A 13,349-nucleotide genomic window follows, 5' to 3' on the forward strand; every position below is an offset into this window, starting at 1 on the left:
CCAATCGCTGGGACGTCATGGCTTTTGCACGCGGCAGGGATACCGAGATCTATTACGAAGTTCACGGGCGCGGCACGCCGGTTCTGCTCTCGGCCGGCATGGGCGGCAGCGGCTCGTTCTGGGCCCCGCAGCTCGATGCGCTTGCCGCGCGTCACCAGGTCATTCTCTACGATCACGTCGGCACCGGCCGCAGCGATGGCGGCAGCCGCAGCATCGCCGGCATGGCCGACGACATCGCCGGCGTGCTCGACCATGCGAACGTCGATGCCGCGCATGTGGTCGGCCACGCCATCGGCGGCATCGTCGGCATCGAACTGGCATTGCGTCATCCAAAACGCCTGCGCAGCCTCACCGTGGTCAACGGCTGGGGCCGCGCCGATCCGTTCCTGCGGCGCTGCTTCGAGATCCGGAAAGCGCTGCTCAACCAGTCCGGCCCGCAGGCCTATGTGCGGGCGCAGCCGCTGTTCCTCTATCCGCCGCAATGGATCTCCGAGAACATCGCGCATCTCGATGCCGAGGAAGAGAAGATCCTGAAACACTTCCCCTCCGTCGCGACGATGAATGAGCGTATCGACATGTTCCTGGCGTTCGAGGGCGGCAGGCGCCTCAAGGAGATCAACGTGCCGACACTGCTGTCCTCCGCCAAGGACGACGCGCTGGTGCCGGCCTATCTCACCCGCGAGCTCGCCGCCGCGATTCCGGATGCGCGGGTGCACGAGGTCGATTGGGGCGCGCACGCCTTCAGCGTGGTCACGCCAAAAATCTTCAACGACACGCTGCTCGACTTCTGCAAGGAGGTGGACCGATGAATGCGCTCGCGCAGAACCTCACTGAGACCGCGCCGATCGTGCTGCGCGCCGAGAATGTCGGCGTCACCTTCGATGGCGGCGGGCGGCCCGTCGAAGCGATCCGCAAGGTGGACTTTGAGCTGCACCGCGGCGAGACGCTGGCGATCGTCGGCCCCTCCGGCTGCGGCAAGTCCACGCTGTTCAATGCGATTGCCGGCCTGCTGCGGCCGACCCGCGGCCATGTCGAGGTGGCGGGGCGCCGCGTCGACGATGCCGCCGGCCATGTCGGCTACATGCTGCAAAAGGATCTGCTGCTGCCGTGGCGCAGCGTGCTCGACAACGTCATGCTCGGCCTCGAGGTCCGTAAAGTCCCGAAGCCGCGTGCGCGCGAGATCGCGCTGGAGCTGATCAAAGCTTACGGCCTCGCCGGCTTCGAGCACGCCAAGCCCGCGGCGCTCTCCGGCGGCATGCGCCAGCGCGTCGCCATCATGCGCACGCTCGCCTTCGACCCCGAAGTGATCCTGCTCGACGAGCCGTTCTCGGCGCTCGACTTCCAGACCCGCCTGCTGATGCAGGCCGACGTCTCCCGCATCATCGCCGAGCGCGGCAAGAGCGCCATCCTCGTCACCCACGACATCGGCGAAGCCATCGCCATGGCCGACCGCGTGCTGGTGCTGAGCGCACGCCCCGCGACGGTGCGGGCGATGCATGTGATCGAGCTGCCGCGGGAGGGACGTGATCCGGCGGGGCTGCGAACCGATGCGGCGTTCCAGGCGTATTTTGCGAGGATATGGGCGGATCTGGAGAAGCCGGCGGGGGTGGTGTGACGAGCGGGCGGTGCCCCGACAACAAAAACGTCGAAAACAACCCCATGCACAGTAGGCGGCAGCTGCAAAATCAATGACTTACGTAGGGGCGACGCACGCCGGACGATGATGGGTCCAAATCCGCGTCGAAGCCGCCCAATTGCGAACCCACGCCGCTTGCATTCGTCTAGATTTCCGGTAACATTTCCGGAAACAAGGGTCGCGCAATGACCGGCAAATCAAAATCCCCTGTCGCCAATCACCGCGCACGTCGCGAGCGCCAGGGCTTCGTGCGGGTCGAGGTCAATGTCCGCAAGGAAGATGTGAGTCTCGTTCGCCGGGTGGCTTCGGCCTTGTCCGATCCCGCGCGCCAGGCGGAGGCGCGCGCGCTGCTTCGACAGCGCTTTGTCGAGCCGTCCCATGTCAGCCTGAAGGCGCTGCTCGCGTCCGCGCCGCTCGACGGGATCGAGCTCGATCGCAGCCCTGATCCCGGCCGCGACGTCGACCTGTGAGCTATCTGATCGACACCAACATCATTTCCGAACTCCGCAAGGGCGCGCGTTGCGACGTCCACGTCTCCGCCTGGTATGCGTCAATTGCCGATGCGGATATCTTCCTGAGCACGCTCGTGCTTGGCGAGATCCGAAAGGGCATCGAGCTCGCTCGCGCGCGGGACGCGGGCAAGGCGGCTGCGCTCGAACGCTGGCTGCGTGACGTCGAAGCCGCATTCGATGGACGCGTGATCGGCATCGACAACGCCGTGTCCGATCAATGGGGGCGCATCAGCGCCATCAGGTCCGTCCCGGTCATCGATGGCCTGCTCGCGGCAACCGCCTTGACGCATGATCTGACGCTGGTGACGCGGAACGATCGCGACGTTGCGGGGCTGGGGGCGAAGGTGATGAATCCGTTTGGGGGCGGTGGAGAGGGGCATTGATCGTCGTGACGGTGGATTTCGAATGACGTCGGGTGTCTTTTGACTCGTCGGGCAAAACAGGGGCATGATGGCATCAGTGCGGGGTATGGATTGGCGGGAACGTGCCAGTTTGCCGCCGGCCCTTCGCAAGGTCGGACGAAATCCAATGCTAGGCCATTCTAAAGAAAACTAAGCGCGACGGCCGTGCGGCAACCCACCGTGATTAATCGGCAGATATCTCCGACTCAACACCATCCAACTCTAGGCCGTCCTGTGCGTCCGCAGCGCGTCGAACAAGGTTGATTTTTAGTAATTCAGCAATCGCGTCATCTTCGGAAATGTCGGCAACCCAGCCATAGGCTGCTGCTACAGCCTCATCCAGTTCTCGGTGCGCATCTATGAGCCATTGAGGGGAGGCGTTGTACAGGTTGGTAAGAGTACGCTTTTTGAGTTCGACCGCCGCCGCTTCATTTTTTGCCAACATACGATCGGGATAGCCCGACACGACTTCGGGAATTACATCGACGAGATCTGAGGGGTTCAGCCAATTGTTGCGCCGCTGATCGAGCGTACGTGCGGCATTCGCAATTGCAATGGCCCGAGGGTCGTCAGCATACGAGCTGGCCTGGAAATTCGGCGTGAGCCCCTCTGGAAAAGGAAATGTTTCAAACGTAGTGGTGGGAGTATAGCGCGGGTCGTTGCCGACACCGATCCACGAACAGAGTCTTAGAGACCATGCTTCATGATAGCGCGAATGCAAGATTCCGAACGTTGTATCGTCGTCACGAGCAATTGCGATCAAGGCGCTATCTGGCACTATCCGACGATCAAACCATTTGAATGCGCGAAATTTAGAATGACGGACTGTACCAATATAGCGACTGCATTTCTCCATGCGCTTCCAAAAACCCTGTCGCGCTTCCGTATGCTGCCACCAACGCAGGCGATAAGACGGCCGGGGATTCACGATTTTCTTTGGCCGCACACGTTCCGCAGCATATTGGAAAGGCAGCTCATAGAGAGCCGCTTCGGATTCCTGAATCTTCCAACCAAAGTCGATAATCCAGTAGTCCCGAGGCCTCTTCGCGATTTCGGCTCCGTTCGCCCACGGCTTCAATACGTCACTGTTGGGGCGTCCATTTGGATTTAACGGTGCCTTTAGCCATTCTCGCGCAAGTTTTCCTGGTATGTCGAAGGGGCCACCCTTTGTATCACCCATAAACGCCGTATCTGCATTCTCCACCAGTCGCCGAGCCAGCATCAAGTTCGTCAAATGGTCAGTTAGGTCGGCGTTGATGATGGAGACCGTTTTGCCATCCAATTGCCGAAGCGCGCTGTCATCACCAAAACAAACGATAGAAACTCGAACAGCCGCACCATCAACGACCCAAGCCTCGTCACTCCAAGCCGTAAAGATACGAGTTTCGCCGTTGATGCGGTCAATGATCTTTCGGTTGGCACCACCGCGAATGGAATTGGTGGCTACCAATCCTGCGCGTCGAGTAAAGCCTGAGCTTAGCGCTGCTCGCGTTTTCTCGAACCAGTACAAAACTAGATCAGCTTCCGGGGGTACGCGACCCTTGAATACCTGGAAGAGAATTTCGACGTATTTATTCCCGAGACCTGTTCGTAAGAGCTTTCCGCCCAGAAACGGTGGATTTCCAATGATAAACTCCGCGTCAGGCCACAGCGCGTCATCGTAGCTTCCGTCTTCCCTCTTCGTGACAAGGGCATCGCGGCATTCGATAGCCTCCAAGTCTTCTAACACTGGTTCCTTACGCGCCGCGAAACCGTTCCGCCGCAGCCATTGAATATTGCCGATCCAAATTGAGGTGCGCGCAAGCTCCGCGGCATAAGGATTCATTTCGATACCCTTCACATTGTGTGGACCGCAATGGACCACACGATATGCAAGGCCCATTTCCTCGGCCTCAACGATCACGCGCCGCTCTAGATCCTTTAGCGACTGAAGCGCGAGATACAGGAAATTGCCTGAGCCACACGCCGGATCGAGCACGCGGATATTATCGAGACGCTTCAAGAACACGTCGAGGCGCGCTTCCGCCCTTGATTTAGCAGCGGGGCCAGGGCGACCGTCGCGTGCGCGTCCCTTCGCGAGAAGGCCCGCGAGTTGTGCCTTCAAGGCCCCCCATTCGGCCTCCAGGGGTCGAAGCAGCACAGGCTCGACGATCATCATGATCTTCTGGGGGTCGGTGTAGTGGGCTCCAATCTGCGCACGCTTGTCTGGATCGAGCAAACGTTCGAACAATGTACCTAAGATGGTTGGATCGACGGCCGACCAATCCTGCTTGGCGATTACTCGCAGAAGATCAAGAGAGTCCGCATCGAGAGGCAATGCTTCATCCGCGTCGAATAGACCGCCATTGAAATGCAATATGTGATCGATACCGTAATTGCCCCCAGCACGCATGCTAGAAAATAGATCAGAGAGCATCTTCTGCGACCGCGACGGCACTTCGTCGCGCCGCTTTGCTAATGTTTCCAGCAAGCGCTTGAACAAGTCATCTTGAAGCAGGTCCACATCTTCTGCGAACAAGCAGAACACAATGCGGTTGAGGAAATGAGCGACACTTTCAGGAGCATGGCCTGCTGAACGCAATCGCTCAGCGATGATCGAGAAATCTTTGGCTACGTCCTTAGTGACCTCTTCGCGCGTCTTTGTCGGCTGAAGCCGCTCTGGATGGAGGAAGACGTTGCGCAGTAGTTCACGAGTGCCAGAATGCGCTAAATCCTCAAGTGCAAAATCGTGCCGCTCTTGAACGGTATTCGTCCAATTGGTATAGATACGAAATCGTTTCGTATCGGACACGACAAGCAGCGGAGGATTCTCAAGCGCTACGGCATAGTTTTGGAGCTGCTGATATGCACGATCCAGATTTGCGCGGTCCTTCTTGTACTCCCAACCGAAGTACCCCCGCTTCCATACATCAGCAAAACCAGCCGAGCCGTCGAGCTTTGAGACGCCCTTTTCAAAGGTGTAGCCAATTGGATCGGCCGCCTCATTCGGAGTGAGCTCCCCGAGTAGACGGCAAAGATCGCAAAAATGCTCTTGCGCGGCCTGCCGCTCGGTACGGTCCGCCCTACGCCATTTGTCGATGAATTCGTCTGGGGTCATCCTGTGAGAGTTAGCAGAGATTCGGCACAAGCATCTATGAGAGCGAGATGTGCCGCCCCATTAGGTGGTCGATCCGGCTCCCTTGCATTAACTTCGGTCGCCACGCCCTTGGAGCCGACGTCGACACATCAGGTTCAGCAGGCCCATCCTCCGAAGGGTCAGCGGAGGAATAGCGGCGTCTATTACGACTTGAAACACAATTAAAAGAGCATGTTAGTTACAAGGTATGGCGGAGAGGGAGGGATTCGAACCCCCGATAGGCTTGCACCTATGCCGCATTTCGAGTGCGGTGCATTCAACCACTCTGCCACCTCTCCTGAAGGCGCCATATGTAGGAGCTGGGCCCCTGTGGTTGGGGGCGTTAATAGGCGAGGATGGCGGGCCAGACAAGGCGCGAAAGGGGAAAATCCGCCGCCTCTTTCAGCCCCGCACCAGCTCAATTCTCGTTTGACGCGTTTTCCCGGGCGCATTGGGGTCCAGTTGGGTTGAAAACGCTTGCCGCCGGGAGGAACCGCCATGGAGCACCTGACGATCCCGGCCAACGGCGCCGATGTCCACCTGGTCCGCGCGGGCCGCGGAAAACCGCTGCTTTTGCTGCATGGTTGGCCGGAATTCTGGCTGACCTGGGAGCCGGTGATATCCAGGCTTTCCGACCGCTTCATGCTTGTAGCGCCCGATCTGCGCGGCTTTGGCGACAGCGACAAGCCGGACGGGCCTTTTGGGGCGGACGGCCATGCCGCCGACATGCTGGCGCTGATGGACGAGCTCGGCATCGAGCGATTCGGCGTGGTCGGCCATGATGTCGGGGGTGCCGTGATGCAGCCGCTGGCCCGGCAGGCGCCGGAGCGGCTCGCCGGGCTGTTCTTGTTCGATTTCGTCTATCCCGGCATCGGGCCGCGCATGGCCGCGCCCGATCGGCTCAACCACATCTGGTATCAATCCTTTCACCAGATGGAGATGGCGCCGGCGCTGGTCGGCGCCAGCCGCGAGAGCTGCCGGCTCTATGTCAGTCATTTCCTCAAGGGCTGGGCGCATCGCAAGAACGCCTTCGACGATGTGCTCGACGCCTTCGCCGACAACTTTTTCAAGCCGGGCAACCTCGCCGGCGGCTTTGCGTATTATCGCGCCGCGCATGCCGGGCGTATCGCGATGATGAAGGGCGAGGCGCCGCCACTGCCGTCGATCGTTGTGCCGACCTGCGTGCGCTGGGCCGAGCACGATCCGCTGTTTCCCTATGCGTGGACCGACCGGCTGGGCGAGACGTTCAGTGCGCTTGATCTTGGGATGTTTCCTGATGTCGGCCACTTCCCGCATCGGGAAGATCCTGACAGCGCGGCCGCGGAGATCGCGGCGTTCTTTGCACGGATTGGCTGGAGCTGAGGCGTGACTGTCCGTGGGCTTGCTCGGCCTCTCCCGCTTGCGGGAGAGGCCGACGCGCTCGCAGAGCGCGGCGGGTGAGGGCTCTCGCCGCGGAGGGACACTCGGCAAATTCTCGACAACCCCGGCGCGGAGACACCCTCTCCCCGACCTTCCCCCGCAAGCGGGGGAAGGAGCGCACCGCCGTCGCGGCGGGGCGTCGAACCTCATCGATGTCTTGAAAAACAGGGGTGGGACCGCCAGACGCGGTAAACACTGGCGGTCCCGTGCCGCTCATTGAAACACTGGCCAGGAAGGGCGGCTTCGCTGGCCAGGTGAGACGACGATTCGACCGTAGCGTGTGCCCTGTGCGCCGCAACGCAATCCGTCCCTTAACCTAACCAGTCAAGGTTACTCCTTGTCAGACTTACCTTTTTTCTTGTTCGTTTCCTTCCCGTTCTCGGTAGAATCCCGGTCTTTCCCATTGTCCTTGCGACGGTTGGTGAAGCGGGCATTGCCAAGGCCGGTGCCGATGGTCAGCACACCCCAGCGGTCGACGTCCTGCATGAACGGCACCTCGGAGAGGCCCTGAACCACGCCGTCATTGTGCATCAGGATGGCGGTGTCGTGCTCGCCGATCTGCGGAATACCCTCCAGCAGGCTCGCCGGCAGGTTGAACTTGCTGCTCTCCCAATTGCCCGGAAGATTCTGTGCGCCCTTCTCGATCGAGCCGTCCGCATTGATCACGCCGGGACAGGCGATGCCGATGAAGGGCGCGAGCTTGAAGCCCTCCTTCTCGGCCTCGGTGATCAGCCCTTTCAGCATCTTTGTGAGCCGCTTCACCGCGCCTTCGCGCGTCGGCTCGTCATCGGCGTGGCGCCACAGCTCGGATGTCACGACCTTGGCCTTCGACAGGTCTTTTGCCTTTTTCCAGCTGGTCTCGACGAGGCCGCAGCGAATGTTGGTGCCGCCGATGTCGACGGCGAGAATGCTGTCATGCGCCTCGAAGATCCACGACGGCGCCAGATGCAGCGCGCCGAGCAGACCGGCTTCATCGGGATGATTCCGGATCGGCACCAGATCGATCTTGAAATCCTCGGATTTCAGGATGATCGCGGTGCGCGCGATCGCGAGCTCGCCGAGCCGGCTGTCGCGAAAGCCGCCGCCGACCACGATGCGCTCGGTCCTGGCCCAGGCCTTGGTCTTGAGGAAGCGGCGGGTGACGTAGGCGAGCTCCTGGGCGAAATCCTCGATCGCGCTGTGCACGATCGCGGAGGCCTCGGTGTCGTCGCCGACCAGGATCGCATCCAGCGTCTTCTTGCTGATCTCGTCCGACGGCTCATCGCCAAAGGGGTCCTCGCCGCTCTTGCGCAGCGGCTTGCGCCAGCGGTCGAGAATCTCGCGGAACGCGCCCTTGCTGGCGCGGTCGCCGAGAAAGCCGTCCTCGTCCTTGATCTCGATGTTGAAACTGTCGATGTCCACCGACGGCAGCCGCTCGGCACCGTGATGGGCGATGCCCGTCGTCGTCTTGACCAGCTCGTCTGTTGCCATGAAAGTGCCCTTGCCCGCTTGCGAAATCGGGGGGACAACCGCCCGGGAACCCGTTGGTTGCAAAGCCGAACGAGATTCGGCCGCAGGTCAGGAGCCGGGCCAAATCCTTCAAATCCGGGCCTTTTCCGGCGGTTTTCCTTGACTCTCCGCGCTCGGCGGCTATAAGTCCCACAACCGGCGCGGGGCGTTTCTCGCGCCGCTTGTTTTTGCGTGGGTTTTCAAAGGGATAACTCCCGCCCGCACAAAACTCGCATAAACCCATAGCGACTGACAAAAAGCCGGCCCCCGACAATCCGTCGCGAGGCCGGGATTGAACACGGAGAAAAAACGATGTTCGCAGTCATCAAAACCGGCGGCAAGCAATACCGCGTCGTGCCGGATGATGTTCTCGAAGTAGGCAAGATCGAAGGCGAAGTCGGCTCGATCATCCAGCTGAATGAAGTTCTGGTGCTCGGCGGCGACACGCCGATCCTGGGCGTCCCGATGGTCGCTGGTGCGTCCGTTGCGGTCGAGGTGCTCGACCACAAGCGCGGCCCCAAGGTCATCGCGTTCAAGAAGCGCCGCCGCAAGAATTCGCGCCGCAAGCGCGGCTACCGCGACGAGATCACGGTGCTCCGCATCTCCGAGATCCTGACTGATGGCGCCAAGCCCACCAAGGGCCCGCGTCCGAAGCGGGAGAAGGTCGTCAAGGAGACGGCCAAGGAAGAAGCCGACGCCGCATAAATTGATCACGCCAATTCACGAATTGATGCGTGAGAGATTTTGAAATGATTCCGTCAAGGAATTGATCTAGACCTACTCAGGATTTCGGAGACGAGCCATGGCTCACAAAAAAGCAGGCGGTTCATCGCGCAACGGTCGCGATTCCAAGGGCAAGCGCCTCGGTATCAAGGCGTTCGGCGGGGAAGTTGTGATTCCCGGCAACATCATTGCGCGTCAGCGCGGCACCACCTGGCATCCCGGCCTTAATGTCGGCATGGGCACGGACCACACTCTGTTCGCCAAGATCGAGGGTCGTGTCACGTTCCAGGCCAAAGCCAACGGCCGCACCTTCGTATCGGTGCTTCCGCTCGCAGAGGCGGCTGAATAGACGGCGGATCAAATTCGGAGTCCGCCGGGTCCTTGACCGAACCGGCGGAGTCCTTCAGATCGAAAGATCGACGGCTCCAGGGGAGGCAGGGAAACCGGCCTCCCCTTTCGTTTGACTTGCTCACTTTTGACTTAGTGACTTCTAGCGGAGCCGGACATGTTGCAGGATTTTTCGAGCGTGACCTTGGCCGAGGCGAGACCCAGCGTCGTCGCCACCGAACGGCTGACCTTGCGGCGGCCGACCCTCGCCGACGTCAGGACCATTGCCCTCCTCGCCAACGACCGCCGCGTCGCGGAAAACACCCGCCGCCTCCCGCATCCCTATTCGCAGGACCACGCCGTCGAATTCATCCGTGCCACCGCCGCGCTCGGAGCTGAGACCGTGTTCCTGATCGAGCACGACTGCGGGCCGGTCGGCATGGTCGGGATCGACCGCTCCACGCCCGGCAATGCCGAACTCGGCTACTGGCTCGGCGTCGCGCATTGGGGCCGGGGTTATGCCACCGAGGCCGCGCGCGGCGCGATCGACTTCTTCTTCGAGGAGTTCGAGGACGATCACCTCCATGCCGGCGCGCGCGTCACCAACCCGGCCTCGCGCAACGTGCTGGAGAAATGCGGCTTCCAGTGGAGCGGCGTGCAGCTGCATCGTTTCCTGGCGCTCGGCTCCTCGACGCCGGTCGACTGCTTCCGCCTCTCGCGCGGGGTGTGGTCGTCGCTGAAGAGCTGGAGCAGTGCAAGGCGCGTGAGGTAGGTGCTCTACGCCGGCGGATTCACCTCTCCGCCGGCACGCCCCAGATCGCGCTCGCGCACGTAGATATAGAACCCGGCGCCGATGATGATGGCGGCGCCGACGATCGTGGCGATCGACGGCACGTCGCCGAACACGACGAAGCCGAAGATCACGGCCCAGACGATCATCGAATATTGATAGGGCACGACGACGCTGGCCGGCGCGAGCTTGAGCGAACGGTTGACGCAGAACAGCGCGGTCACCGAGATGAGCCCCGCCAGCGCGAAGATCACGAGGCTGCCCGGCGTCGGCGGCACCCAGTGAAACGCCGACAGCGCCGCCCCCAGCAGGAAGGTGCCGATGAATTGCGAGGACGCCATCACGATGTCGGGCGTCTTGCGCAGGCTGCGGGTGATCAGCATCAGGACCGCGAAAGAAAGACTGCCGCCGAGCGCGATCAGCGCCGGCAGGCTGACGGTCTGCGCCGACGGCCGCAGCGCGATCACGACGCCGCAGAAGCCGATCAGGATCGCGGTCCAGCGCCGCCAGCCGACCTTTTCGCGCAGGAAGATCGCCGACATCGCGGTGACGAAGATCGGACCGGCGAGATAATAGGTGATGACGTCGGCGAGCGGCAGATAGACCGTTGCGATGAAGAAGGCCGCGACCTCCAGCGTCGACAGCGTGACGCGGACGAGCTGCAACCACGGCCGCTCGAGGCGAACGAAATCCTGGCGATGCCGCCAGATCATCGGCAGCAGCAGCAACAGCGCCGCGCAGGCGCGCAGGAACAGCAGCTGCCCCACCGAATAGGTCCCGACCAGGAACTTGCCCATGGCGTCGCCGAACGAGAACATGAAGATCGACAGCACCATCAGACCGATGCCGGCCAGCCGCGCCGATCGGTCGTCATAGGCGGAAAGATTCTTGAAGAAGGGCATCGATACGGGTGTGGGTTTGGGGGCTCGTCATTGCGAGCGAAGCGAAGCAATCCAGACTGTCTCCACAGCGGCAGTCTGGATTGCTTCGTCGCTTCGCTCCTCGCAATGACGGGGAGAGAGCGTCGGAAATCAGCGACTAGAGTCGCTTGCGGTCGTTTTAATGACGTGAGCAGCCGCGACAAGCCCGCACAAGCCGAATTGAACGGATTGTCGCACTCTTCGCGGCGCGGTAGCGATAGGCCGCCCGCGAACAGGGAGCATGGAAATGACCGACTTCGATCCGACCCGGCACCGCATGATCCCCACGCAACGCTGGTTTGAGGATTTCGTCGTCGGCGAGCGCTTCGTGCTGCCGAGCCGGACCCAGACCTCGGCGGTGTTCGCGGCGTTCCAGACCGCGAGCGGCGACACCCATCCGGTGCATTACGATTTGGAATATTGCCGCAGCCGCGGCATGCCGCATCTGCTCGCCCACGGCTTCCAGACCCTGATCCACACCGCGCCCGGCGCCGGCCTGTTTCCGTTCATGGTCGAGGAGTCCCTGGTCGGCTTCCTCGAGCAATCGAGCCGGTTCCTCAAGCCCGTGTTCGCCGACGACACCATCTATCCCGCGCTCGAGGTCACCGAACTGGTGCCGGGCCGCACCACCGGCGCGGTGGCGCTCAAAAGCACCGTGTTCAACCAGCGCAAGGAGCTGGTGCTGGAGGGCATGCAGAAATTCCTGATCCGGCGCCGGCCGGTTGGTTAAGCAAGGGCCAAAATTCGCGGAATTTCGGCCGATTTGCGGGTAAGTCCGGGTTGCCGCGGGGGACCGGCTGGCCTACCTATGGCCCATGAAATTCCTCGACGAAGCAAAGGTCTATATCCGCTCCGGTGACGGCGGGAACGGCTGCGTGGCGTTCCGCCGCGAGAAGTTCATCGAATTCGGCGGTCCCTCCGGCGGCAATGGCGGCCGCGGCGGCAATGTCATCATCGAGGTCGCCGACGGCCTCAACACGCTGATCGACTACCGCTACCAGCAGCATTTCAAGGCCCAGAAGGGCGAGAATGGCGCGGGCTCGGACCGTCACGGCGCCAACGGCAAGAACATCGTGCTGAAGGTGCCGATGGGCACCCAGATCTTCGACGAGGACCGCGAGACGCTGATCCACGACTTCACCGATGTCGGCGAGAAATTCGTGCTGGCGGAGGGCGGCAATGGCGGCTTCGGCAATGCCCATTTCAAGTCCTCCACCAACCGCGCGCCGCGCAACGCCAATCCCGGCCAGGTGGGCGAGGAGCGCTGGATCTGGCTGCGGCTGAAACTCATTGCCGACGCCGGCCTCGTCGGCCTGCCCAATGCCGGCAAGTCGACCTTCCTCAGCAAGGTCAGTGCGGCCAAGCCGAAGATCGCCGACTATCCCTTCACCACGCTGCATCCGCAGCTCGGCGTCGTGAATTCCGACGGCCGCGAATTCGTGCTGGCCGACATTCCAGGTCTGATCGAGGGCGCGCATGAAGGCGCGGGGCTCGGCGACCGCTTCCTCGGCCATGTCGAGCGCTGCCGCGTGCTGCTGCATCTCATCGATGCGACCTGCGAGCATGCCGGCAAGGCCTACAAGACCGTGCGCAACGAGCTCAATGCCTATGGCGGCCTGCTCACCGACAAGATCGAGATCGTGGCGTTGAACAAGATCGACGCGGTCGAGCCGGACGAATTGAAGAAGCAGAAGGACCGGCTCAAGCGCGCCGCCAAGAAGACGCCGCTGCTGATGTCGGGCATCGCCGGCGATGGCGTGAAGGAAGCGCTGCGCGCGCTGGTGGATGTGATCGGCGAGGCACCGGTATCCGCCAAGGCCAAGAGCACGGCCGAAGCGGAGCCGTGGTCGGCGTAATTGTCGTCCCGGCCTAGTGCGCAATTGCGCACGGGGGCCGGGACCCACCGAACGTAGTTTGGCGAAGATCGGTCATTGCCTTCTCGCACCATAACTTCTGCTGAGGAGTATGGGTCCCGGCCTTCGCCGGGACGACATTTGAATGTATGGCTGTAAGCACGG

13 protein-coding genes and 1 tRNA gene are annotated in these 13,349 nt (G+C 61.7%); 10 read left to right on the forward strand and 4 right to left on the reverse strand.

The features are described 5' to 3' along the window. Positions 1–17: 17 nt before the first annotated feature. The 4 genes from rutD (at position 18) to AC1RR3_RS35285 (ending at position 2,531) form a co-directional block, all read left to right on the forward strand. Positions 18–809, forward strand: coding sequence for a pyrimidine utilization protein D (gene rutD / locus AC1RR3_RS35270; protein ID WP_492829374.1), 792 nt, complete (start codon positions 18–20; stop codon positions 807–809). Beyond that, positions 806–1,615 (forward strand): ABC transporter ATP-binding protein, encoded by an 810-nt coding sequence (locus AC1RR3_RS35275; protein WP_492829376.1) that lies wholly within the window; start codon positions 806–808, stop codon positions 1,613–1,615. Before rutD ends, AC1RR3_RS35275 begins: the two co-directional genes overlap by 4 nt. 206 nt (positions 1,616–1,821) lie before the next feature. Next, on the forward strand, positions 1,822–2,106 hold the full coding sequence (locus tag AC1RR3_RS35280) for a hypothetical protein (RefSeq protein ID WP_492829377.1): 285 nt from the start codon (positions 1,822–1,824) through the stop codon (positions 2,104–2,106). Beyond that, positions 2,103–2,531, forward strand: coding sequence for a type II toxin-antitoxin system VapC family toxin (locus AC1RR3_RS35285; protein WP_492829379.1), 429 nt, complete (start codon positions 2,103–2,105; stop codon positions 2,529–2,531). Before AC1RR3_RS35280 ends, AC1RR3_RS35285 begins: the two co-directional genes overlap by 4 nt. Positions 2,532–2,733: 202 nt before the next feature. Here AC1RR3_RS35285 and AC1RR3_RS35290 read toward each other — a convergent pair whose 3' ends face one another. Next, positions 2,734–5,646, reverse strand: coding sequence for a class I SAM-dependent DNA methyltransferase (locus AC1RR3_RS35290; protein WP_492829381.1), 2,913 nt, complete (start codon positions 5,644–5,646; stop codon positions 2,734–2,736). Between the two features lie 227 nt (positions 5,647–5,873). Further along, positions 5,874–5,963, reverse strand: a tRNA-Ser gene (locus AC1RR3_RS35295). Positions 5,964–6,162: 199 nt separating this feature from the next. On the opposite strand from AC1RR3_RS35295, the gene AC1RR3_RS35300 reads away from it, so the two are divergent. Continuing rightward, on the forward strand, positions 6,163–7,026 hold the full coding sequence (locus tag AC1RR3_RS35300) for an alpha/beta fold hydrolase (protein ID WP_492829383.1): 864 nt from the start codon (positions 6,163–6,165) through the stop codon (positions 7,024–7,026). Positions 7,027–7,413: 387 nt separating this feature from the next. Here the strand turns inward: AC1RR3_RS35300 and AC1RR3_RS35305 are convergent, their stop codons facing one another. Next, positions 7,414–8,553, reverse strand: a complete 1,140-nt coding sequence (locus AC1RR3_RS35305) for an ROK family protein (RefSeq protein WP_492829385.1) — start codon at positions 8,551–8,553, stop codon at positions 7,414–7,416. A 330-nt stretch (positions 8,554–8,883) separates the two neighbouring features. Here AC1RR3_RS35305 and rplU point away from each other — a divergent pair, with 330 nt between their 5' ends. The 3 genes from rplU (at position 8,884) to AC1RR3_RS35320 (ending at position 10,393) form a co-directional block, all read left to right on the forward strand. Continuing rightward, on the forward strand, positions 8,884–9,276 hold the full coding sequence (gene rplU / locus AC1RR3_RS35310) for a 50S ribosomal protein L21 (protein WP_492829387.1): 393 nt from the start codon (positions 8,884–8,886) through the stop codon (positions 9,274–9,276). Between the two features lie 97 nt (positions 9,277–9,373). Next, entirely contained in the window at positions 9,374–9,643 is a 270-nt protein-coding gene (gene rpmA / locus AC1RR3_RS35315) for a 50S ribosomal protein L27 (protein ID WP_008137923.1), read from the forward strand. 156 nt (positions 9,644–9,799) lie between these two features. Beyond that, the gene (locus AC1RR3_RS35320) at positions 9,800–10,393 is read left to right on the forward strand and encodes a GNAT family N-acetyltransferase (protein WP_492829389.1); all 594 of its coding nucleotides are present in this window, start codon (positions 9,800–9,802) and stop codon (positions 10,391–10,393) included. 5 nt (positions 10,394–10,398) lie between these two features. On the opposite strand, the gene AC1RR3_RS35325 is transcribed toward AC1RR3_RS35320, so the two are convergent. Then, positions 10,399–11,313, reverse strand: coding sequence for a DMT family transporter (locus AC1RR3_RS35325; protein ID WP_492829391.1), 915 nt, complete (start codon positions 11,311–11,313; stop codon positions 10,399–10,401). Between the two features lie 265 nt (positions 11,314–11,578). Between AC1RR3_RS35325 and AC1RR3_RS35330 the strand changes: the two genes are divergently transcribed. Together AC1RR3_RS35330 and obgE are read left to right on the forward strand one after the other, a co-directional pair. Continuing rightward, positions 11,579–12,061: a MaoC family dehydratase gene (locus AC1RR3_RS35330; protein ID WP_492829392.1), complete on the forward strand. Its 483-nt coding sequence runs from the start codon at positions 11,579–11,581 to the stop codon at positions 12,059–12,061. 85 nt (positions 12,062–12,146) lie between these two features. Then, entirely contained in the window at positions 12,147–13,187 is a 1,041-nt protein-coding gene (gene obgE / locus AC1RR3_RS35335) for a GTPase ObgE (protein ID WP_492829393.1), read from the forward strand. Positions 13,188–13,349 lie beyond the last annotated feature (162 nt).

The sequence above is a fragment of the Bradyrhizobium sp. GW821-FHT13H05 genome, from assembly GCF_058804065.1.